This is a genomic window from Mesorhizobium sp. M0633, from assembly GCF_040320645.1.
Classification (GTDB): Bacteria; Pseudomonadota; Alphaproteobacteria; order Rhizobiales; family Rhizobiaceae; genus Mesorhizobium.
In genome coordinates, this window is record NZ_JAMYQC010000006.1 from 45,964 (window position 1) to 67,165 (window position 21,202).

Genomic DNA, 21,202 nt, shown 5'->3' on the forward strand with positions numbered 1-21,202 from the left:
GGATACAAAGATAATAACGTCAAAATTCATGCCAGAACGGCTGCATGGCTTGACGAGCGACGCCCGGCACCGTTAACAACTGGCGCGCCAAAATCGGCGGCCTGCCGATATTTTTTTCAAGAGGGGACACCCGTGACGCGGCACAATTACTTCTTCACCTCGGAATCCGTTGCCGAGGGCCATCCCGACAAGGTCTGCGACCGCATCTCCGACGAGATTGTCGATCTCGTCTATCGCGAAGCCAGAAAGACCGGCATGGACCCGTGGAAGGTCCGCGTTGCCTGCGAGACGCTTGCGACGACCAATCGCGTTGTCATCGCCGGCGAGGTGCGCGTCCCCGAGACGCTGCTCAAGAAGGACAAGGAGGGCAACGTCCTGAAGGATGCGGCCGGCCATCCGATTGTCAACCCGGCCAAGTTCAAGTCGGTCGCTCGCAAGGCGATCCGCGAAATCGGCTACGAGCAGGCCGGCTTCCACTGGAAGACAGCCAAGATCGAGGTCCTGCTGCACGGCCAGTCGCCGGATATCGGCCAAGGCGTCGACAACGCCTCCGACCGGCAAGGCGAGGAGGGAGCCGGCGACCAGGGCATCATGTTTGGCTATGCCTGCCGCGAAACCCCGGACCTGATGCCGGCGCCGATCTATTACAGCCACAAGATCCTCGAATTGCTGGCGGCTGCGCGCCATGAAGGCAGCGGTGATGCCGGCAGGCTCGGGCCGGATGCCAAGAGCCAGGTCACCGTCCGCTATGTCGACGGCAAAGCGGCGGAAGTGACGCAGATCGTGCTGTCGACCCAGCATCTCGATGAGACGTGGGATTCGAAGAAGGTGCGCAACGTCGTCGAGCCCTATATTCGCGAAGCACTGGGCGACCTGAAGATTGCCGACAATTGCAACTGGTACATCAATCCGACCGGCAAGTTCGTCATCGGCGGGCCTGATGGCGACGCCGGCCTGACCGGCCGCAAGATCATCGTCGACACTTATGGTGGGGCTGCGCCTCATGGCGGCGGCGCTTTTTCTGGCAAGGACACCACCAAGGTCGACCGCTCGGCGGCCTATGCGGCGCGTTATCTCGCCAAGAACGTGGTTGCCGCAAAGCTCGCCGATCGCTGCACCATCCAGCTTTCCTATGCGATCGGTGTCGCCCAGCCGCTGTCGATCTACGTCGACCTGCACGGCACCGGCAAGGTTGACGAGGCAAAACTCGAGCGTGCACTGCGCGCCGTGATGGACCTGTCGCCTTCCGGCATCCGCCGCCACCTCGATCTCAACAAGCCGATCTATGCCAAGACGTCGTCCTACGGCCATTTTGGCCGCAAGGCCGGCCGCGACGGATCCTTCTCCTGGGAGAAGACCGATCTCGCCAAGGCGCTCAAGGACGCTCTCGCCGAACCGGTCGCCGAAGCAGTCGCCGCCTAACCGCGGCGCCTATGGATCCGAAGGACCGGCCAAGCCGTGCGACCGAGGCCTTTTTCGGTCGCCGGCGCGGCAAGACCATTCGACCACAACAGGCAGCGGCGCTGGAGAGCGGCTTCGCCGCCTACAGGCTCGATCTGACGGTTGAACCGCCGGCCGACTTGCGCAGCCTTTTCGAAGCCGAAGTTTCGGCTGTCCAGCTCGAAATCGGTTTTGGCGGCGGCGAACATCTTCTGCACCGTGCTACGGCCAGCCAGGCGACCGGCTTTATCGGCGTCGAGCCTTTCGTCAACGGCATGGCCAAGATGATGATGGCGGTCCGGGAGCGGCCGCTTGCCAATCTGCGCGTCTATGACGACGACGCCACACGTCTGCTGGACTGGCTGCCGCAGGCTTCGCTTGACGGCATTGACCTTCTCTATCCGGATCCGTGGCCGAAGAAGAAGCACTGGAAGCGGCGCTTGGTCAGCCCGGTCAATCTCGACCGCTTCGCGCGCGTCCTGAGGCACGGCGGAAAGTTCCACTTTGCGTCCGATATCGACAGCTATGTGAACTGGACGCTCCTGCATTGCCGGGCGCACGACGCCTTCACGTGGCAGGCAAGCGAAGCAGCCGACTGGCACCGGCCCTATGATGGCTGGCCGGGGACGCGCTATGAGGCCAAGGCCATTCGCGAAGGCCGACGGCCCGCCTATCTCACCTTCGTGCGCAAATAAGCGGGAAATTAGAGCTGAGCACAAGGCGAGCGGGCCGAAGGCTCTCGGCGCTCACTTGGCTCAGAAGCGACGGATCTTGTCGAAGGCTGCCGGCTCCATGCCGAGATTGCGCAGATCATGCGCACGCGGCTTGCGACCGCTTTCCACAGCCCGCGACGCGGCTACGGCACTGCCGAACACGCTAAAGACATCGCCTATGGCTGAAAAAAATCCACGATTGTTCATGATGGTACCCTTTCGAGCGCAGTGAGCGCTCCAATTGTGCAATGCAACATAGATAGTCGTGCGTGGCCGGTGCTCAAAGGGGGATCACGGCATGGGCGCCATGCATTTGGCGCAGCGCTGCGGACTCGGAGCCCTGCCGTCATGCAGGACGGGCTTGAAATGAGGACCACGATCGTCTATATCAGCTTCAAATTCTTGGTCGGTATGACGAAGAGTGGGTCCACCCGGTCCCGCTCTTTTTTATTACCTGCCGACCAACAGAAATCGAGTGACAGGACCGAATGACAGTGACGGCAAGCGAAGGCGACGACCGCATCATCCGCGAAAGCGGCATCGATGCGCGCATCGCGCTGATCGTTCAGCCGGTACTGCGCGCCATTGGCTTCCGCTTGGTACGTGTGCACCTGTCGGGCCAGAACGGGCTGACGCTGCAGATCATGGCCGAGCGCGAGGACGGCACCATGACGGTCGAGGATTGTGAAGAGGTCAGCCGGGCGGTGTCGCCGGCGCTCGATGTCGATGATCCGATCGAGAAGGCTTATCATCTCGAAGTGTCGTCGCCGGGCATCGACCGGCCGCTGGTCCGCAAATCGGACTTTGCAGCCTGGACCGGCCATCTGGTGAAGATGGAAACGTCGGTTCTCGTCGCCGACCGTAAGCGCTTCAAGGGCAAGATCGCCGAAAGCGACGCGGACGGTGTGCTGATCGAGCGTGACAAGGCCGCTTACGGCGAGGAGCCGACGGTACATGTTCCCTACGATGCGATTGCCGAAGCGCGGCTGATTCTGACCGACGACCTTATCCGCGATGCGCTGTCGAAGGACAATCGGGCGCGCAAGGAAGCCAGGAAACGCCGCGGCGAACCCGAAGACGCACCAGAGGGTGCGGAAGACGAAACCGAACAGGAAATGTGATTGGGCTGCCGGCCGTAAAGGTCGGCAATAAGCTCGGGAGAAAGAAGATGGTTGTAAGCGCCAACAGGCTTGAACTGCTGCAGATCGCCGATGCGGTCGCGCGTGAAAAGTCGATCGACAAGTCGATCGTCATCGCCGCCATGGCCGATGCGATCCAGAAGGCCGCGCGCTCGCGCTACGGCCAGGAAACCAATATCCGCGCCGACATCAATGCCAACACCGGCGAGATGAAGCTGCAGCGGCTGATGGAAGTGGTCGAGAAGGTCGATGACTACGCGACGCAGATTGCCATTTCCTCGGCGCGCGAGCGCAATCCGGACGCCCAGCTCGGCGATTTCATTGCCGAACAGCTACCGCCGATGGATTTTGGCCGCATCGCCGCCCAGTCCGCCAAGCAGGTCATCGTGCAGAAGGTGCGCGAGGCCGAGCGCGACCGGCAATATGACGAATACAAGGACCGTATCGGCGAGATCGTCAACGGTACCGTCAAGCGCGTCGAATACGGCAACGTCATCGTCGATCTCGGCCGCGGCGAAGCGATCATCCGCCGCGACGAGCTGATTCCGCGCGAAAACTACAAGTATGGCGATCGCGTCCGTGCCTATGTCTATGACGTGCGCCGCGAACAGCGCGGCCCGCAGATCTTCCTGTCGCGCACCCATCCGCAGTTCATGGCGAAGCTGTTCACCATGGAAGTGCCGGAAATCTACGACGGCATCATCGAGATCAAGTCGGTCGCCCGCGATCCGGGTTCGCGCGCCAAGATCGCTGTCATCTCGCGCGACAGCTCCATCGATCCGGTCGGTGCCTGCGTCGGTATGCGCGGCAGCCGCGTCCAGGCGGTCGTCGGTGAATTGCAGGGCGAGAAGATCGACATCATTCCTTGGTCGCCTTCGGCGGCGTCCTTCATTGTCAATGCATTGCAGCCGGCGGAAGTCGCCAAGGTCGTGCTCGACGAGGATGCCGAGCGCATCGAGGTCGTCGTTCCCGACGATCAGCTGTCGCTGGCCATCGGCCGCCGCGGCCAGAACGTCCGTCTTGCCTCGCAGCTCACCGGCTGGGATATCGACATCCTGACCGAGCAGGAAGAGAGCGAACGCCGCCAGAAGGAATTCGTCGAACGGTCGTCGCTGTTCATGGAAGCCCTCGACGTCGACGAGATGGTCGGCCAGGTGCTCGCTTCCGAAGGCTTCACCAGCGTCGAGGAGGTCGCGTATGTCGATTCCGGCGAAATCGCGTCGATCGACGGCTTCGACGAGGACACGGCTTCGGAAATCCAGACCCGCGCCCGCGAATATCTGGAGAAGATCGAAGCCGAGCATGACGAGAAGCGCAAGGCGCTCGGCGTCAAGGACGAGCTGCGCGAGATTCCCGGCATCACCACCGCCATGATGGTGACGCTCGGCGAGGACGGCGTGAAGACGATCGAGGATTTCGCCGGCTACGCCGCCGACGACCTGACCGGTTGGAAGGAACGCAAGGACGGCGAGACGAAGGTATTCCCGGGTGTGCTCGCCAACCACGGCGTATCACGCGCCGATGCCGAGCAGATGGTCCTGGCCGCTCGCCTGAAGGCTGGCTGGATCACCGAAGACGAGCTTGCCGCCGAGGGCGTGCCGGTTGACGAAACCGTCGGTGCGTGAGGTGAAACCGCATCGCACCGAACCCGCCCTTGGACGAGATGAACGATCGCACCTGCATCGTCACCCGCAGGCAAGCCGAAACGGATGAACTGATCCGTTTCGTCGTCGGCCCGGATTCGGCCGTCGTTCCGGACATCAAGAGAAACCTGCCCGGCCGCGGTTGCTGGGTGACGGCCGACCGCCTACATATAGAAAAGGCAGCGGCCAAAAACCTGTTTGCCCGTGCTTTTAAGGCGCAGGTGAGCGTGCCGGCCGATCTTGGCGGCATGGTCGACGCGCTGCTTTCCAGGTCCGCTCTGGGCATGCTTGGCCTGGCCCGCAAGGCGGGCGCCATAGCACTCGGAGCGACCAAGGTCGAGAGCGCCGTGCGCGGCGGACTTGCACTTTTCGTGCTCCACGCGACCGAGGCTTCCGACGATGGCGTCCGCAAGATAAGCCAGGCGCGACGGGCAACCGTCCACCTCGGCGGGCCTGCGATCCGCGCTTACAAACTTTTCTCCGAGGCCGAGTTGAGCTTGGCATTGGGGGGTACAAATGTGATACATGCTGCCGTTCTCGCGGGAGACGCGGGCAGGGCGGTCCAGAAGCGCATGGTTGCGCTCGACCGATATCGGGGCGGTTCCCCGGACGATCTGGCAATGCTTGCGGCCGTTGCTGACGAAGATGATGCCGCAGAGGATATGGAATGAGCGATACGAAATCGGGCGACGACAAGACGCTGAGTGTTACGCCGAAGAAGACCTTGACGCTGAAGCGCCCCGGTATGGAACAGGGCACGGTGCGCCAGAACTTCTCGCACGGCCGCACCAAGTCGGTGGTCGTCGAGACCAAGAAGCGCAAGTTCTCGCTGCCCGGCGACAAGCCGGAGCCGGCGGCAGCGCCTGTGTCCGTCTTCACGCCGAAGCCGGTCGCGGCAGCGCCCGCCGTGCAGGAAGCTCCCAAGGCGCCTCCCCCTCCGCCGCCGGTCGAACGCGGCGGCATGGTGCTGAACGAGTTGTCGCGCCAGGAAATGGAAGCACGCCGCCGGGCTCTCGAGGGCTCGAAGGTCCGCGATGTCGAGGATCGCCAGCGCGCCATCGAGGAAGCCAAGCGCCGCAGCGAGGACGAAGAGCGCCGCCGCCGCGAGCGCGAGGAATCGGCTCGCCGTCAGGCCGAGGAAGAGGCACGGCTGCAAGCCGAGGCCGAATCCCGCCGCCGTGCCGAGGAAGAGGCGCGCCGCCGTGCGCCGCTCGCCGCCGAACTGGCAACAGTCGATGACGAGGAAGAGGTCAAACCGAAGCGGACCGGTGCCGGCGCACCAGTGCGCCGTCTGGTCACGCCGGAAGTGGCGCGTCCGGCCAAACCGACCAAGGGCGAGGAAGACCGCCGCCGCGGCAAGCTGACGCTGAATTCGGCGCTTTCCGACGAGGATGCGCGCGCCCGCTCGCTCTCGTCGATGCGCCGCCGTCAGGAGAAATTCAAGCGCGCGTTGCATAACGAGCCACGCGAGAAAGTCATGCGTGAAGTGATCCTGCCCGAAACCATCACCATCCAGGAGCTGGCGCAGCGCATGTCCGAGCGCGCTGTCGACGTGGTCAAGTTCTTCATGAAGCAGGGCCAGATCCTGAAGCCTGGTGACGTCATCGACGCCGACACGGCCGAACTCGTCGCCACCGAATTTGGCCACACGGTCCGCCGCGTCGCCGAGTCCGACATCGAAGAGGGCTTGTTCAACATCGCCGATCGTCCCGAGGACCTGCAGCCGCGTCCGCCGGTGGTAACGATCATGGGCCATGTCGATCACGGCAAGACCTCGTTGCTCGATGCCATCCGCAATGCCAACGTCGTCTCCGGCGAGGCCGGCGGCATTACCCAGCATATCGGCGCCTATCAGGTCGAGAAGAACGGTCACAAGGTTACCTTCATCGACACGCCCGGCCACGCCGCCTTCACGGCGATGCGTGCCCGCGGTGCCCAGGCGACCGATATCGCCATCCTCGTGGTGGCAGCTGACGACAGCGTCATGCCGCAGACGATCGAATCGATCAATCACGCCAAGGCGGCCGGCGTTCCGATCATTGTGGCGATCAACAAGATCGACAAGCATGACGCCGACCCGCAGAAGGTGCGTTCGGAACTGCTGCGCCACGAGGTGTTCGTCGAATCCATGGGCGGTGAGGTGCTGGATGTCGAGGTGTCGGCGACCAAGGGCATCAATCTCGACAAGTTGCTCGAAGCGATCCTGCTGCAGGCCGAAATCCTCGACCTGAAGGCCAATCCGGACCGCACCGCCGAAGGCGTGGTCATCGAAGCCCAGCTCGACAAGGGCCGCGGCCCAGTCGCTACCGTGCTGGTGCAGACCGGCACGTTGATGCCGGGCGACATTCTCGTCGCCGGCAACGAATGGGGCCGGGTACGCGCGCTCGTCAATGATCGCGGCGAGCAGGTCAAGGAAGCGCCGCCGGCAATGCCGGTGGAGGTGCTCGGCCTGCAAGGCACGCCGCAGGCCGGCGACCGCTTCGCCGTGGTCAACAACGAGGCCCGCGCCCGCGAGATCACCGAATATCGCCAGCGTCTGGCGCGTGAGAAGGCGGTGGCCAGGCATGCCGGCCAGCGCGGCTCGCTTGAACAGATGATGTCGCAGTTGCAGACCAGCGGATTGAAGGAATTCCCGCTGGTCATCAAGGGCGACGTGCAGGGCTCGATCGAGGCGATCAACGCCGCGCTCGACAATCTCGGCACCGACGAGGTGCGTGCGCGCATCGTCCATGCGGGGGCTGGCGGCATTACCGAAAGCGACGTGTCGCTGGCGGAAACTTCGGGGGCTGCGATCATCGGCTTCAACGTTCGCGCCAATGCGCAGGCCCGCGCAGCCGCGGCTGCGGCCGGCATCGAGATCCGCTACTATTCGATCATCTACAATCTGGTCGATGATGTGAAAGCGGCGCTCTCCGGCCTGCTCTCGCCGGAGCGTCGCGAGACCTTCATCGGCAATGCCGAGATCCTCGAGATCTTCGACATCACCAAGGTCGGCAAGATCGCCGGCTGCCGTGTCACCGAAGGCAAGGTCGAGCGTGGTGCGGGCGTGCGCCTGATCCGCGACAACGTCGTCATCCACGAAGGCACGCTGAAGACCCTGAAGCGCTTCAAGGACGAGGTTTCGGAAGTTCCGGGCGGCCAGGAATGCGGCATGGCCTTCCAGAACTACGAGGACATGCGCGTCGGTGACGTCATCGAGTGCTTCCGCGTCGAGATGGTGACCAGGACGCTATAAAGCGCTTGGCACCGATATGGGCCAGGACGTTCCAAATTTGGAAGGTATGTTCCCTCTATGGGAGTATACCTTCCAGACAAATGATACGCAGCTTAAACGTGCTGCGCGTTCGTTTTCCGATCTGAGGTATGGTCGATCCAGGCGTTGGATTCTTACAGGGCTTGCTTGGCTGATTTTGATAGCCGCAATTCTTTTGATTATCTGGACATCTGCGTTGGCCGTCGCTCTGCTGGAGTACCTTGCAAAGGGCGTGGTTTCCAGTGAGACAATTTACGTTCTGGCCCCAATTGCTATGGGGACAATATATATAATAATAGCTCGTAGTTTTTTGGTTCCTTTAAAAAGGAAGGCAAATAATAAGAAGCTTGGCAATATCGCTGAATCGGTTAAGATTTTCGACGGGTATATTATCCAGTTTTTGGACGAGAGCTCGATAAAGAATCGAAAGATAGAACGGATGCATCTCAGCAACGATTATTTATTCTTCGTTATTGACGACGGCACCCGTTTCGTTTTTATCCCGAGAGATGTCGTTACCGCCGATGCGCTTGCGAAAATAATAATCTGGGTAGCTGACGCTCGGTCATAGAATGAGGACCAATTAACGCAGGTTCCCAAGGGTAGCCAAGCCAGTTCAACAGCGCTAAGTGGGCGGCTTGAGGCGGTTCGAACCCGCGCGAAGGAAGAATTTTTATGCCTAGACCATCAACGGCTGGCCCATCCCAGCGCATGCTGCGTGTCGGCGAGCAGGTGCGCCATGCGCTGTCCGAGACCTTGCAGCGCGGCGAGATCCTCGATCCGCTGATCGAGAACACGGTGGTTTCGGTCTCGGAAGTGCGCATGTCGCCCGATCTCAAGATCGCCACCGCCTTCGTTTCGCCGCTCGGCGCCAAGGATGCCGGGGCGGTGATCGAGGCGCTCAACAAGCATGCGAAGTTCGTGCGCGGCCGCGTCTCCGGCGCGCTGCGCCAGATGAAGTACATGCCGGAATTCCGCTTCCGGCTCGACACCAGCTACGACAATTTCCAGAAGATAAACGAGTTGCTGCACTCGCCCGAAGTGGCGCGCGATCTCGACCCCGACGACAAAGACAAAGACGACAGGAAGGACAGCGAATAGTGGCGCGTCGCGGCAAGAAGAAGGGCCGGCCGATCTCGGGCTGGCTGGTGCTGGACAAGCCGGTCGGCATGGGCTCGACTGAAGCCGTCTCCAAGATCAAATGGCTGTTCCAGGCGGAAAAGGCCGGCCATGCCGGCACGCTCGACCCGCTGGCGTCCGGCATGCTGCCGATCGCGCTCGGCGAAGCGACCAAGACCGTGCCATACGTCCAGGACGGCGCCAAGGTCTACCGCTTCACGGTTGCCTGGGGCGAGGAGCGCTCGACCGACGACCTGGAAGGCCCGGCGACCAAAAGCTCGGACCGCCGTCCGGCAGAAGCCGACGTACGGGCGCTGCTTTCGAAATATACCGGCGTCATCATGCAGACGCCGCCGCAATTTTCGGCGATCAAGATCGCCGGCGAGCGCGCCTACGACCTTGCCCGCGATGGCGAGACGATCGACATTCCGCCACGCGAGGTTGAGATCGGCCGGCTCGACCTGGTCGAGCACATGGCAGATCGCACCATCTTCGAGGTCGAATGCGGCAAGGGCACCTATGTCCGCTCGCTGGCGCGCGACGTGGGGCGCGACCTTGGCTGCTTCGGTCACATCGCCGAGCTGCGGCGGGTCGAGGTCGAGCCGTTCACGCAGGAAGATTTCGTCACCCTGGCCGAGCTGGAAGCCGCCCGCTTCGGCGAACAGAGCGAGGAAGGTTCGCAAACAGCGGACGCGCCGATCGACTTCGGTGCCATCGATGCACTTCTGGTCGACACCGCCGCGGCGCTCGAATGCTTGCCGCAGGTTGCGATCAGCGACGATGCGGCAACCAAAATCCGCCTCGGCAATCCGGTCATCATTCGCGGCCGTGACGCGCCGGTAGAAGCTGAGGAGGCCTGCGCCACCGCGCGCGGCAAGCTGGTCGCCATCGGCGCCATCGAGCAAGGCATGTTCAAGCCAAAGCGGGTCTTTGTCGGGTAACAGCTGTCGCCCGGCGCATGATCTCCAAACCGGATTCTATTTTGCGAAAGGATCATGCGCTAAATCAACATGCCTACGGCGTCGTTTGCCGTCCGAAAGGATGCGCTGCGCTGTAGTGCCGTTCGACGCTGCACTCGAGGGGGCACATGGCAAAGGCTGACACGGTCAACAAACGAGCGGCGCTCAAAACACGGAGGCCGCCGGTCGGGGCTTCGCCGGGCACGCTGATCGCCGACCCGGCGGCGCGCCGCTCCGAGCTCAGGCTGACGTTGATCTCGCCCGAAAAGTTCAAGACCATCGACAATGCCAGCATCGACGACGTCAACACCCATTGCCACAATTGGCCGGTTATCTGGCTCGATTGCACAGGCCTCGCCAACATCCAGCTGATCGAGGAGATCGGCCGGATCTTCAACCTGCATCCGCTGGCGCTGGAAGATGTCGTCAACACCGGTCAGCGGCCGAAGGTGGATTTCTTCGAGGACCACGCCTTTGTCGTCGTCAGGATGATCGACGACGTCACCGCGCACCGTTACGAACAGATCGCCGTCTTCTTCGGCAAGAACTTCGTCGTCACCTTCCAGGAGCGCGAAGGCGACCCGTTCGATCCCGTGCGCAAGCGGATCGCAAGCTCGGTGCCCAACCGCTTGCGCTCGCGCGGCGCCGACTATCTCGCCTATGCTTTGATCGACGCCATCGTCGACAGCTATTTCCCGCCGATCGAGGCTGCCGGCGAATTGGTCGACAGCATTGAGGACCAGATGCTGAACCAGGCGCACAAGCATCAGATGCGGCAGCTTCACGAATTGCGGCGCGATGCCAATGTGCTGAAGGGCGTGCTTTGGCCGATGCGCGACGCGCTGGCGACCATGATCCGCAACGACGTCTCTTATGTGAAGGCCGAAACCAAGATATTTCTGAACGACACGCTCGATCATTCGCTGCGATTGATCGAACTGGTCGAAACCCAGCGCGACATGCTGACCGGCCTGATCGAGATGCACTTGTCGCTCAGCCAGGCGCGCACCAACGACGTCATCAGCTATCTGACGATCGTCTCGGTGATCTTCATGCCGCTTACCTTTCTCGTCGGCGTATGGGGCATGAATTTCGACCCCGACACCTCGCCCTGGAACATGCCGGAGCTGAAAGCCTATTACGGCTATCCCCTGTCGCTCGTCTTCATGGCGCTTGTTGCGGTCGGGCTCTTTGCGTACTTCAAATGGAAGAAATGGCTCTGACTAGGCGGAAGTGCCCGTTTATGCAGCAAAAAGCCGGCTTGTGAATTAGGCTGGCCTTTTTGTCGGAATTGCACTATATGCGCCGCAGCCTCGCGCTTTGACGCGTTGCTTGCACCGGCCCCTGCTGGACGACATCCCGGCTGAGGGCGTCCCGTTTCCTCAAACAGACAAGGAAAAACACGATGTCGATTACTGCCGAACGCAAGAAGGAATTGATGGGCGAATTCGCAACCGCCAAGGGCGATACCGGGTCTCCGGAAGTCCAGGTGGCCATCCTTTCGGAGCGCATCAAGAACCTGACCGACCATTTCAAGGACCACAAGAAGGATAACCATTCCCGCCGTGGTCTGCTCGCTCTCGTTTCCCAGCGCCGCAGCCTGCTTGATTATCTCAAGCGCAAGGACGACGCGCGCTATCAGACGCTGATCGAGAAGCTCGGTCTGCGCCGTTGACGAATTGACCGGCGGGTTCTTTCGAGAGCCCGCCGGTCGCGCATTGGAGCATCGGGTCATCCAAGGCTCCATGAAGGAAGTAGGAAGGAAGTAGAGCGCCGCGCATCGGTTTGGATGCGCAAAGGACGCTCTGAAGTTTAGATTTGCGCAGGATATTTTCCGAAAACCTGGTTTTCGGGTTCACGCGCAAGGCCACTCGGATCGATTGGCCAACCCGGTTTCGAAACAGCAGAGGGCCGCTCGAAACCGCCCATGGACGGTCATGGGGCAGGATTGCAGGACGCTCGTGCGGCACCGCGCCGAATAAGCCGAGCCTCCCGTTGTCTTGCCCGTGGCTGCCCGAGAAAGGAAGCCAAGGGAAAGGGGCATCCGCGCACGCTGAAACGGCGCGGCCCTTTCCGCATACGAAGGACAAGACATGTTCAATTACCACAAAGTGGAAATCGAATGGGGCGGCCGCCCGCTCATTCTCGAAACCGGCAAGATCGCGCGTCAGGCTGATGGCGCGGTGCTGGCCACCTACGGCGAAACCAAGGTTCTCGCCACCGTCGTCTCGATGAAAGAGCCGAAACCCGGCCTCGATTTCTTCCCGCTGACGGTCAACTACCAGGAAAAGACTTACGCCGCCGGCAAGATCCCGGGTGGTTATTTCAAGCGTGAAGGCCGTCCGAGCGAGAAGGAAACGCTGGTTTCCCGCCTGATCGACCGCCCGATCCGCCCGCTCTTCGCCGAAGGCTACAAGAACGACACCCAGATCGTCGTCACCGTCGTCCAGCACGATCTCGAAAATGACCCGGACATCCTGTCGATCGTCGCCACCTCCGCCGCCCTGACCTTGTCCGGCGTGCCGTTCATGGGCCCGGTTGGCGGCGCCCGCGTCGGCTACATCAACGGCGAATATGTGCTCAACCCGCATGTCGACGAGATGCAGGAATCGAAGCTCGACCTGGTCGTCGCCGGCACCGCCGACGCCGTGCTGATGGTCGAGTCCGAAGCCAAGGAACTCGGCGAGGACCTTATGCTTGGCGCCGTCATGTTCGGCCACAGGGGCTTCCAGCCGGTGATCGACGCGATCATCAAGCTGGCTGAAGTCGCGGCCAAGGACCCGCGCGACTTCACCGCGCCGGACTATTCCGCACTTGAAGCCGAGATGCTCAAGATCGTCGAAGGCGAGCTTCGCGACGCCTACAAGATCACCGACAAGCAGAAGCGCTATGCCGCCGTCGACGCCGTCAAGGCGAAGGTCAAGGCCGCGTTCGCGCCGGCAGAAGGCGAAGAGGCCAAATACACGTCCGAACAGATCGGCACCGTGTTCAAGGAGCTCCAGGCCAAGGTCGTGCGCTGGAACATTCTCGACACCGGCTCGCGCATCGACGGCCGCGACCTGAAGACGGTCCGCAAGATCGTCTCGGAAGTCGGCGTCCTGCCGCGCACGCACGGCTCGGCGCTGTTCACTCGCGGCGAGACCCAGGCACTGGTTGTCGCCACGCTCGGCACCGGCGAGGACGAGCAGTATGTCGATTCGTTGACCGGCATGTACAAGGAGAAGTTCCTCCTGCACTACAACTTCCCTCCCTATTCGGTCGGTGAAACCGGCCGCATGGGTTCGCCGGGCCGCCGCGAAATCGGCCATGGCAAGCTCGCCTGGCGCGCCATCCGGCCGATGCTTCCGACCGCCGACCAGTTCCCCTATACGTTGCGCGTCGTTTCGGAGATCACCGAGTCCAACGGCTCGTCGTCAATGGCTACCGTCTGCGGCACCTCGCTGGCTCTGATGGATGCCGGCGTGCCGCTTGCCAAGCCGGTCGCCGGCATTGCGATGGGCCTGATCAAGGAAGGCGAGCGCTTCGCCGTGCTCTCCGACATCCTTGGCGACGAGGACCACCTCGGCGACATGGACTTCAAGGTTGCCGGCACCGCCTACGGCATCACCTCGCTGCAGATGGACATCAAGATCGAGGGCATCACCGAGGAGATCATGAAGATCGCCCTCGACCAGGCCAAGGATGGCCGTCAGCACATTCTCGGCGAAATGGCCCACGCGCTGTCCGGCGCACGTGCCGAGCTCGGCGAGTTCGCGCCGCGCATCGAGGTCATGCACATCCCGACGGACAAGATCCGCGACGTGATCGGCTCGGGCGGCAAGGTCATCCGCGAGATCGTCGAAAAGACCGGCGCCAAGATCAACATCGAGGACGACGGCACCGTCAAGATCGCCTCGGCCAATGCCAAGGAGATCGAGGCGGCGAAGAAGTGGATACACACCATCGTCGCCGAGCCGGAAGTCGGTGAAATCTACGAGGGCACGGTCGTCAAGACCGCCGACTTCGGCGCTTTCGTCAATTTCTTCGGTCCGCGTGACGGCCTCGTCCACATCTCGCAACTCGCCAATGACCGCGTCGCCAAGACCTCCGATGTGGTCAAGGAAGGCGACAAGGTCTGGGTCAAGCTGATGGGCTTCGACGAGCGCGGCAAGGTCCGCCTGTCGATGAAGGTCGTCGACCAGGCCACCGGCAAGGAAATCGTGCGCGACAAGAAGAGCGAAGGCGAAGAAAACGCCGCCTAAGCTGATCTAACTATGCAATCGAAGCGGGCGCGCCGGAAGGTCGCGCCCGTTTGCGTTTCAACAACAGCCTTGCAGTTCAAGAGTGGTGAATGTCCGCCGAGCCGCTGAAAACGCTTTTCCATCCGTTCGAGGCCGGTGCTGTTTCCCTGCCACGAAAGGATGAACGCATACTCTTTCTCGGTGCCGAGCCCGGCTTTCGCTTGCCGGAAGGGTTTGATGCCAAGCTTCATCTTGTCCAAGGCTTCAGGCCGCACTTTCGCGCCTTGCAGGCGTCCGGCTTCGCGGTCACGCCGCAGGTCGAAGGCGAGGCTTTCGACGCGGCATTTGTGCTCGCTGGCCGCCATCGCGGCCAAAACGAGTTGCGCGTTGCCGAAGCGGTCGAGCGCGCAGCACCAGACGGGTTGATCGTCGTCGCCGGCAGCAAGGACGATGGAATCGCCAGCCTGCGCAAGCATGTCGGCGCCCTTGTGCCGCTCGAAGGCCACCTGCCGAAGCATCACGGCATTGCCTTCTGGTTTCGCCGGCTGGCCGATACCGTTGCCGCGGCAACGCTTCGCACCGCCAATCCGGACTTGGTGGTCGAGGACCGCTTCCGCACGGCCCCAGGCATGTTTTCCTTCGACAAGATCGATGCCGGATCGAAGCTGCTGGTCGAAAATCTGCCCAACGATCTGCGTGGCAGCGTTGCGGATTTCTGTGCCGGTTGGGGCTATGTCGCCGCCGAAGTCGCCGCCCGCTCACCCGGCATATCGGCGCTTGACCTTTACGAAGCGGATTTCGAGGCGCTGGAGGCGGCCAAGGCCAATGTCGGCAACACAGGCGTGGAGCCACGTTTCTTCTGGATAGATCTTTTGAGCGAACCGGTCGAGCGCCGCTACGACGTGGTCGTCATGAACCCGCCCTTTCACCGCAGCCGGGCGACTGAGCCGGAAATCGGTGCCGGCATGATCCGCGCGGCAGGCAAGGCGCTGAAGCCCGGCGGCCGGCTGTTCATGGTGGCAAACCGTCAGCTTCCCTACGAACCGGTGCTGGCGGCCGCCTTCTCCAGCCATGCGGAGCTCGCCCGCGACGGCATGTTCAAGGTCTTATCGGCGCGACGCTGAAATCCTGCGGGGCAAGCCGGCGATACGTCGCTCGCGCTATTCCCGCCCGCCGTCGGTCTGCTTCAATTCGTCAAGCGTCGGCATGGAAACGATGTGATAGCCGGAATCGACATAGTGGATTTCGCCGGTGACGCCGGAGGACAGGTCGGACAGCAAATAGAGCGCGGAGCCGCCGACTTCGTCGATCGTCACTGTACGGCGTAGCGGCGAGTTGCGCTGCTGGTAGGAGAACATGTGGCGTGCGTCGGAAATCCCGGCGCCCGCAAGCGTCCGTACCGGTCCCGCCGATATGCCGTTCACCCTGATGCCGCGCGGGCCGTAGTCGTTGGCGAGATAGCGGACGCTGGCCTCCAGCCCCGCCTTGGCGACACCCATAACGTTGTAGTTCGGCATGACACGGACCGAACCGGCATAGGTCAGCGTGATCATCGAACCGCTATCCTTCATCAATGTGGCGGCGTGACGGGCGATCTCGGTGAAGGAGTAGCAGGAGATCACCATTGTGCGGATGAAGTTGTCGCGGCTCGTGTCGGCGTAGAGGCCTTTCAGCTCGTTCTTGTCGGAAAAGCCGATGGCATGGACGACGAAATCCAGCCCGCCCCACGCCTTCCCCAAAGTCTCGAAAGTCGCGGCGACCGACACGCTGTCCTCGACGTCGCAAGGCACCACCAGGGATGCGCCCAATTTCTCGGCGAGCGGCTTGACCCGGCGCCCGAAGGCCTCGCCCTGATAGGTGAAGGCGAGGTCCGCGCCATGTTCGGACAGTTTGCGGGCGATACCCCAGGCGATCGAATGATCGTTGGCAACACCCATGACAAGCCCGCGCTTGCCCTTCATCAATCCGTCCATGGTCGGCAAATCCTTATGCGGAATAGCGCTGGAAAATCAGCGTTGCGTTGGTGCCACCGAAACCGAACGAATTGGACAAAACGGTGTCGATCCTTGCATCGTCGATGCGCTTGCGCACGATCGGCATGCCCTCGAAGTCCGGATCGAGGTTCTCAATGTGGGCGCTCTCGCCGATGAAGCCGCCTTGCATCATCAGGATCGAGTAGATCGATTCCTGCACGCCGGCGGCGCCCAGAGAATGGCCGGTTAGCGATTTGGTCGACGCGATGAAAGGCATCTTCTCGCCGAACACCTCGCGGATGGCGCCCATTTCCTTGGAGTCGCCGACCGGCGTCGAGGTGCCGTGCGTATTGATGTAGTCGACCGGCGAGGACACCGTTGCGAGCGCCTGCTTCATGCAGCGCGCCGCGCCTTCGCCCGACGGCGCCACCATGTCGTAGCCGTCCGATGTCGCGCCATAGCCGACGATCTCGGCATAGATCTTGGCGCCGCGTGCCTTGGCATGCTCGAGCTCTTCAAGAATCAGCACGCCGGCGCCGCCGGCAATGACGAAACCGTCGCGATCGACGTCGTAGGCGCGTGAGGCGACCGATGCTCTGTCGTTGAACTTGGACGACATGGCGCCCATGGCATCGAAGAGATCCGACATCGTCCAGTCGAGATCCTCATGGCCGCCGGCGAAGACGATGTCCTGCTTGCCCCACTGGATCAGCTCGTAGCCATTGCCGATGCAATGCGCAGACGTCGAGCAGGCTGATGAGATCGAATAGTTGACGCCGTGGATCTTGAACCAGGTGGCAAGCGTCGCCGACGCGGTCGACGACATCGCTTTTGGCACCGCGAACGGTCCGATCCGCTTGGGGCTGCCGTTTTTGATCGTGGTCTCGGCCGCCTCGACGATTGCACGGGTCGACGGTCCGCCGGAGCCCATCACGATGCCGGTGCGCTCGTTGGTGATGTCGGCCTCGTCGAGGCCGGCGTCTGCGATCGCCTGGTCCATTGCGACATGGTTCCAGGCAGCACCCTGCGACAGGAAGCGCATGGCGCGACGGTCGATCATGCCCGATGGGTCCAGCGTCGGCGCACCCCACACCCGGCAACGGAAGCCATGCCCGGCGAAAGAGTCGGAGAAGCTGATGCCGGACCTGGCATCGTGCAGCGAGGTCTGCACCTCGTTGGCATTGTTGCCTATCGACGACACGATGCCGAGACCTGTGACTACGACCCGTCTCATTCGCAACTCCTTCCAGCGCGGACCCCGAACCTGAAATCAATTTCCGGAATGGAACCATGCGCAAAATTAAAAGTGCTACAGCGTTCATCAGACGTCCAAGACGTCGTACTGTAGGGTCTTCGTTCAGACGGCGGCCGATTGCTTGGACAGACCGACCTTCAGATCCGTTGCCGCGTATATGGGCTCGCCATCTGCCTTCAGCCAGCCATCGGCGATGCCAAGCACAAGCCGACCGCGCATCACTCGCTTGAAGTCGACGCCATACTCCACCTTCTTGACCGAAGGCGTGACCATGCCTTTGAACCTCACCTCACCGGTCGACAGCGCCATCCCCTTGCCGGGTTCACCGAGCCATCCGAGATAGAACCCCGTCAACTGCCACATGGCGTCCAGGCCTAGGCATCCTGGCATGATCGGATTACCGATGAAATGGCAGGCGAAAAACCACAAATCCGGCTTGATATCGAATTCCGCGCGGATGAAACCCTTGTCGAACGCACCGCCGGTCTCGCTGATCTCGGTGATGCGGTCGAACATCAGCATCGGCGGATAGGGCAGCTGCGCATTTCCCGGTCCGAACAGCTCGCCGCGGGCGCAGGCAAGCAATTCCTCGTAACCGTAGCTGGATTTCGAACCCGCCATCAATCTCGTCCCCGTGATCGTCCCGGGCGATAGGCGCCCTTGTCGGTGGTTTCCTAACACAATCTGTTTCAGGCCGGAAACCGGCGCTTGCGCTTAACCTGCCCGTCTGCCCGGGTCAATGCGCGCTATTGATCGCATTCGGTCGACAGAATATATGTCAGGACACGTCCAGTTTCGGCAGATGCTCAATTTCTGCCATTTTGGACCTGTCTGAGGCGGAACTGTGAGCGCGACGGATAGATGGATCTGGGTTGCCGGAAGGATAATGTCGCTGTGGACAAGCGGGTTCGCGAGGCCGGTCTGAGGCCGACACGCCAGCGCATCGCGCTGGCAGATCTGCTTTTCGCCAAGGGCGACCGCCATCTTTCGGCCGAGGAACTGCACGAGGAGGCGCTTGCCGCCGGCGTGCCGGTGTCTCTGGCCACCGTCTACAATGCTCTGCACCAGTTTACCCAGGCCGGTCTTCTCCGCATCCTTGCCGTCGAGGGATCGAAGACTTATTTCGACACCAACACCTCCGATCACCATCATTTCTATATCGAGGGCGAAAACAGGATCTTCGATATCGACAGCGGCCCGGTGACGGTTTCCAACCTGCCGGAACCGCCGGAGGGCATGGAGATCGCCAATGTCGATATCGTGGTGAGACTGCGTCCGAAACGCTGCGACTGACCGGCGCCTTATGAAATTCCTGGATTTGACGCTCCGGCTCGAATGGGTCGCCGTCGCGGTGGCGGCTCTTGTCTTCTATGCAATCGCCGGTGTTTCCTGGTGGCTGTTTGCCGTGCTCATTCTGGCGCCCGACCTGTCGATGCTGGGTTACATGGCCGGGCCGCGCGTCGGGGCCGTCGCCTACAACGCCTTGCACATACTGATCTTGCCCGTTCTGCTGGCGCTTGTCGGCAGCGTCTTTGACAATGCAATGGCGATAGCTGTCGCGCTGATCTGGATCGCCCACATCGCCATCGACCGCGCTCTGGGCTATGGTTTGAAGCTGTCAAGCAGTTTCTAGGATACCCATCTCGGCCGCATCGGCCGCTAAACCATCCCCGAACCGAAGATCAGCGAAACAAATGCCGGATCCGGTGCTTGCAGCGCTGGCCCGACCTCCGGTTCGGAAAAGTCAGTTCTTGACCTTTTCGCCGGGATAGGCACCCCAGACCAGCGACTGCGCGAGCCAGCCGGTATGGCCGTCGAAGGTCATTTCGCACCACTGGCCATCGCAGGACTTGATCGTGCCCATTACCCCCGGTTCGAGGATCGCGATGACGCCTGCATCTTTTGCCGGGTCGTCAAGGAGGTTGACGCGAGCGTCCTTGCCGCGCTGCCAGGGGGCGACGATCGCCGTGCGACGGCCCGAAAGCAGCGACTGATTGATCCAGCCTTCCGAGCCGTCGGCATCACGCACACGGCGCCACGTATCGAACTCCTGGATGATCTCCATCGGCAGGCCTGGCTTCATATACATCCAGTCGACGGAATAATTGACGCCCGGCCCAACGCGCGAGTTGACGCGGCCGGATTTCAGGCTGACGAAGCGCGGCAGCGGCAAGCCGCTTGGTCCGAGCGTGACGCTCTGGGCGGGTGCGGCGGCACTTTGCGCCATCACCAGTGGGCTATGGATGAGAGCGCCGAGGAATGCTGCACTGAGGGTCAGGCGGAGCGACGCGAAACCAGACACTTTCGTTCCTTTCGGCGCCCGCCAATCGGCCTTCGCGCCCATTTTTCTTTGTCTTCGGCGGAACCGCTTGTTACATGGATGACCGGTACCGCGATCGGCTCTCAGTTTCGCCGTTCTTGGTTAAAGAGGTCTCAACGAGATCGGGTTCGAGGAAACAATGGCAGGCAAAAAGAAGCCCCTCGTCGTCATCACGCGCAAGTTGCCCGACCTAGTCGAGACCCGCATGCGCGAGTTGTTCGACGCCCGCTTGAATGTGGAGGACAGGCCGATGACGCAGCCGGAACTGGTGGCGGCGGTCAAGGAGGCCGACGTGCTGGTGCCGACTGTGACCGACAATATCGACGCGGCGCTGATTGCCCAGGCCGGCGACAACCTCAAGCTGATCGCCAACTTCGGCAATGGCGTCGACAAGATCGACGTTGCGGCAGCGGCCAAGAAAGGCATCACCGTCACCAACACGCCGAACGTGCTGACCGAAGATACGGCCGACATGACCATGGCGCTGCTGCTGGCCGTACCGCGACGGCTGGCCGAAGGCGCCAACGTGCTGACCGGCGACAAGAAATGGGCGGGATGGTCGCCGACCTGGATGCTCGGCCGTCGCATCTGGGGCAAACGGCTCGGCATTGTCGGCATGGGTCGCATCGGCACTGCCGTCGCCAGGCGCGCCAAGGCCTTTGGCCTCTCGATCCACTACCACAACCGCCACCGCGTGCTGCCGGCAATCGAGGACGAGCTGGAAGCCACGTATTGGGAAAGCCTCGACCAGATGCTTGCCCGTATGGACATTATCTCGGTCAATTGCCCATCGACACCGGCAACTTTCCATCTGCTTTCGGCACGGCGGCTGGCGCTTCTGCAGCCGTCCGCTTACATAGTCAACACCGCGCGCGGAGATATCATCGATGAGGAATCGCTGATCAAGCTCATCCATGACGGCAAGATCGCCGGCGCCGGCCTCGACGTCTACGAGCACGAGCCGGCGCTGAACAGCAAGCTGCTGAAGCTTGCCCACAAAGGCAAGGTCGTGCTGTTGCCGCATATGGGTTCGGCGACGCTCGAAGGCCGTATCGACATGGGCGAGAAGGTGATCATCAATATCCGCGCCTTCTTCGATGGTCATCGCCCGCCCGACCGCGTGCTGCCGTTGAGGGCGTGACCTGCCGTCACGCCGGCACGGTCTTGC

21 protein-coding genes are annotated in these 21,202 nt (G+C 61.9%); 16 read left to right on the forward strand and 5 right to left on the reverse strand.

From position 1 onward, the window contains the following. Nucleotides 1-132 precede the first annotated feature (132 nt). Nucleotides 133-1,422, forward strand: a complete 1,290-nt coding sequence (gene metK / locus NKI47_RS08025) for a methionine adenosyltransferase (RefSeq protein WP_023676896.1) — start codon at nt 133-135, stop codon at nt 1,420-1,422. Nucleotides 1,423-1,433: 11 nt separating this feature from the next. Beyond that, on the forward strand, nt 1,434-2,135 hold the full coding sequence (gene trmB, locus NKI47_RS08030) for a tRNA (guanine(46)-N(7))-methyltransferase TrmB (protein WP_352589053.1): 702 nt from the start codon (nt 1,434-1,436) through the stop codon (nt 2,133-2,135). A gap of 60 nt (nt 2,136-2,195) precedes the next feature. On the opposite strand, the gene NKI47_RS08035 is transcribed toward trmB, so the two are convergent. Further along, the gene (locus NKI47_RS08035) at nt 2,196-2,360 is read right to left on the reverse strand and encodes a hypothetical protein (protein ID WP_352448601.1); all 165 of its coding nucleotides are present in this window, start codon (nt 2,358-2,360) and stop codon (nt 2,196-2,198) included. Nucleotides 2,361-2,641: 281 nt separating this feature from the next. On the opposite strand from NKI47_RS08035, the gene rimP reads away from it, so the two are divergent. The 11 genes from rimP to NKI47_RS08090 all read left to right on the forward strand — a co-directional run bounded on the left by rimP (nt 2,642) and on the right by NKI47_RS08090 (nt 15,610). Continuing rightward, entirely contained in the window at nt 2,642-3,274 is a 633-nt protein-coding gene (gene rimP, locus NKI47_RS08040) for a ribosome maturation factor RimP (protein ID WP_352589057.1), read from the forward strand. 47 nt (nt 3,275-3,321) lie between these two features. Beyond that, entirely contained in the window at nt 3,322-4,917 is a 1,596-nt protein-coding gene (gene nusA, locus NKI47_RS08045; protein ID WP_352589060.1) for a transcription termination factor NusA, read from the forward strand. Nucleotides 4,918-4,955: 38 nt separating this feature from the next. Continuing rightward, on the forward strand, nt 4,956-5,606 hold the full coding sequence (locus NKI47_RS08050) for an RNA-binding protein (protein ID WP_352589063.1): 651 nt from the start codon (nt 4,956-4,958) through the stop codon (nt 5,604-5,606). Continuing rightward, on the forward strand, nt 5,603-8,170 hold the full coding sequence (infB, locus tag NKI47_RS08055) for a translation initiation factor IF-2 (RefSeq protein WP_352589066.1): 2,568 nt from the start codon (nt 5,603-5,605) through the stop codon (nt 8,168-8,170). The genes NKI47_RS08050 and infB overlap by 4 nt, the downstream gene beginning before the upstream one ends. Nucleotides 8,171-8,186: 16 nt before the next feature. Then, nucleotides 8,187-8,759: a hypothetical protein gene (locus NKI47_RS08060; protein ID WP_352589069.1), complete on the forward strand. Its 573-nt coding sequence runs from the start codon at nt 8,187-8,189 to the stop codon at nt 8,757-8,759. 104 nt (nt 8,760-8,863) lie between these two features. After that, nucleotides 8,864-9,289, forward strand: coding sequence for a 30S ribosome-binding factor RbfA (gene rbfA, locus NKI47_RS08065; RefSeq protein WP_352589072.1), 426 nt, complete (start codon nt 8,864-8,866; stop codon nt 9,287-9,289). Then, nucleotides 9,289-10,248 (forward strand): tRNA pseudouridine(55) synthase TruB, encoded by a 960-nt coding sequence (truB, locus tag NKI47_RS08070; protein ID WP_352589075.1) that lies wholly within the window; start codon nt 9,289-9,291, stop codon nt 10,246-10,248. The genes rbfA and truB overlap by 1 nt, the downstream gene beginning before the upstream one ends. Nucleotides 10,249-10,394: 146 nt before the next feature. Beyond that, on the forward strand, nt 10,395-11,489 hold the full coding sequence (gene corA, locus NKI47_RS08075; protein ID WP_352589078.1) for a magnesium/cobalt transporter CorA: 1,095 nt from the start codon (nt 10,395-10,397) through the stop codon (nt 11,487-11,489). Nucleotides 11,490-11,629: 140 nt separating this feature from the next. Beyond that, nucleotides 11,630-11,941 (forward strand): 30S ribosomal protein S15, encoded by a 312-nt coding sequence (gene rpsO, locus NKI47_RS08080; protein WP_280940423.1) that lies wholly within the window; start codon nt 11,630-11,632, stop codon nt 11,939-11,941. A 418-nt stretch (nt 11,942-12,359) separates the two neighbouring features. After that, entirely contained in the window at nt 12,360-14,507 is a 2,148-nt protein-coding gene (pnp, locus tag NKI47_RS08085; protein ID WP_292654001.1) for a polyribonucleotide nucleotidyltransferase, read from the forward strand. Nucleotides 14,508-14,596: 89 nt separating this feature from the next. Beyond that, nucleotides 14,597-15,610 (forward strand): class I SAM-dependent methyltransferase, encoded by a 1,014-nt coding sequence (locus NKI47_RS08090; RefSeq protein ID WP_352589081.1) that lies wholly within the window; start codon nt 14,597-14,599, stop codon nt 15,608-15,610. A gap of 36 nt (nt 15,611-15,646) precedes the next feature. On the opposite strand, the gene fabI is transcribed toward NKI47_RS08090, so the two are convergent. The 3 genes from fabI to fabA form a co-directional block, all read right to left on the reverse strand. Further along, on the reverse strand, nt 15,647-16,459 hold the full coding sequence (gene fabI, locus NKI47_RS08095; protein WP_023676910.1) for an enoyl-ACP reductase FabI: 813 nt from the start codon (nt 16,457-16,459) through the stop codon (nt 15,647-15,649). Nucleotides 16,460-16,472: 13 nt separating this feature from the next. Continuing rightward, nucleotides 16,473-17,693: a beta-ketoacyl-ACP synthase I gene (fabB, locus tag NKI47_RS08100; protein WP_352589084.1), complete on the reverse strand. Its 1,221-nt coding sequence runs from the start codon at nt 17,691-17,693 to the stop codon at nt 16,473-16,475. A 123-nt stretch (nt 17,694-17,816) separates the two neighbouring features. Further along, the gene (gene fabA / locus NKI47_RS08105; RefSeq protein WP_023676912.1) at nt 17,817-18,335 is read right to left on the reverse strand and encodes a 3-hydroxyacyl-[acyl-carrier-protein] dehydratase FabA; all 519 of its coding nucleotides are present in this window, start codon (nt 18,333-18,335) and stop codon (nt 17,817-17,819) included. 240 nt (nt 18,336-18,575) lie between these two features. On the opposite strand from fabA, the gene irrA reads away from it, so the two are divergent. Both irrA and NKI47_RS08115 read left to right on the forward strand, forming a co-directional pair. Next, nucleotides 18,576-19,007, forward strand: coding sequence for an iron response transcriptional regulator IrrA (gene irrA, locus NKI47_RS08110; RefSeq protein WP_023676913.1), 432 nt, complete (start codon nt 18,576-18,578; stop codon nt 19,005-19,007). Between the two features lie 10 nt (nt 19,008-19,017). Continuing rightward, nucleotides 19,018-19,347 (forward strand): DUF4260 domain-containing protein, encoded by a 330-nt coding sequence (locus NKI47_RS08115; protein WP_352589087.1) that lies wholly within the window; start codon nt 19,018-19,020, stop codon nt 19,345-19,347. Nucleotides 19,348-19,458: 111 nt separating this feature from the next. On the opposite strand, the gene NKI47_RS08120 is transcribed toward NKI47_RS08115, so the two are convergent. Next, the gene (locus tag NKI47_RS08120; RefSeq protein WP_023676915.1) at nt 19,459-20,016 is read right to left on the reverse strand and encodes an SH3 domain-containing protein; all 558 of its coding nucleotides are present in this window, start codon (nt 20,014-20,016) and stop codon (nt 19,459-19,461) included. A 157-nt stretch (nt 20,017-20,173) separates the two neighbouring features. Here NKI47_RS08120 and NKI47_RS08125 point away from each other — a divergent pair, with 157 nt between their 5' ends. Next, entirely contained in the window at nt 20,174-21,175 is a 1,002-nt protein-coding gene (locus tag NKI47_RS08125; RefSeq protein WP_352589090.1) for a 2-hydroxyacid dehydrogenase, read from the forward strand. Nucleotides 21,176-21,202 lie beyond the last annotated feature (27 nt).

Excerpts from the sequence above, each read along its gene's own strand:
- trmB (WP_352589053.1), top strand. The coding sequence starts at position 1,434 with ATGGATCCGAAGGACCGGCCAAGCCGTGCGACCGAGGCCTTTTTCGGT.
- NKI47_RS08035 (WP_352448601.1), bottom strand. The coding sequence starts at position 2,360 with ATGAACAATCGTGGATTTTTTTCAGCCATAGGCGATGTCTTTAGCGTG.
- rimP (WP_352589057.1), top strand. The coding sequence starts at position 2,642 with ATGACAGTGACGGCAAGCGAAGGCGACGACCGCATCATCCGCGAAAGC.
- nusA (WP_352589060.1), top strand. The coding sequence starts at position 3,322 with ATGGTTGTAAGCGCCAACAGGCTTGAACTGCTGCAGATCGCCGATGCG.
- NKI47_RS08050 (WP_352589063.1), top strand. The coding sequence starts at position 4,956 with ATGAACGATCGCACCTGCATCGTCACCCGCAGGCAAGCCGAAACGGAT.
- infB (WP_352589066.1), top strand. The coding sequence starts at position 5,603 with ATGAGCGATACGAAATCGGGCGACGACAAGACGCTGAGTGTTACGCCG.
- NKI47_RS08060 (WP_352589069.1), top strand. The coding sequence starts at position 8,187 with ATGGGCCAGGACGTTCCAAATTTGGAAGGTATGTTCCCTCTATGGGAG.
- rbfA (WP_352589072.1), top strand. The coding sequence starts at position 8,864 with ATGCCTAGACCATCAACGGCTGGCCCATCCCAGCGCATGCTGCGTGTC.
- corA (WP_352589078.1), top strand. The coding sequence starts at position 10,395 with ATGGCAAAGGCTGACACGGTCAACAAACGAGCGGCGCTCAAAACACGG.
- pnp (WP_292654001.1), top strand. The coding sequence starts at position 12,360 with ATGTTCAATTACCACAAAGTGGAAATCGAATGGGGCGGCCGCCCGCTC.
- NKI47_RS08090 (WP_352589081.1), top strand. The coding sequence starts at position 14,597 with ATGTCCGCCGAGCCGCTGAAAACGCTTTTCCATCCGTTCGAGGCCGGT.
- fabI (WP_023676910.1), bottom strand. The coding sequence starts at position 16,459 with ATGGACGGATTGATGAAGGGCAAGCGCGGGCTTGTCATGGGTGTTGCC.
- fabB (WP_352589084.1), bottom strand. The coding sequence starts at position 17,693 with ATGAGACGGGTCGTAGTCACAGGTCTCGGCATCGTGTCGTCGATAGGC.
- fabA (WP_023676912.1), bottom strand. The coding sequence starts at position 18,335 with ATGGCGGGTTCGAAATCCAGCTACGGTTACGAGGAATTGCTTGCCTGC.
- irrA (WP_023676913.1), top strand. The coding sequence starts at position 18,576 with ATGGATCTGGGTTGCCGGAAGGATAATGTCGCTGTGGACAAGCGGGTT.
- NKI47_RS08115 (WP_352589087.1), top strand. The coding sequence starts at position 19,018 with ATGAAATTCCTGGATTTGACGCTCCGGCTCGAATGGGTCGCCGTCGCG.
- NKI47_RS08125 (WP_352589090.1), top strand. The coding sequence starts at position 20,174 with ATGGCAGGCAAAAAGAAGCCCCTCGTCGTCATCACGCGCAAGTTGCCC.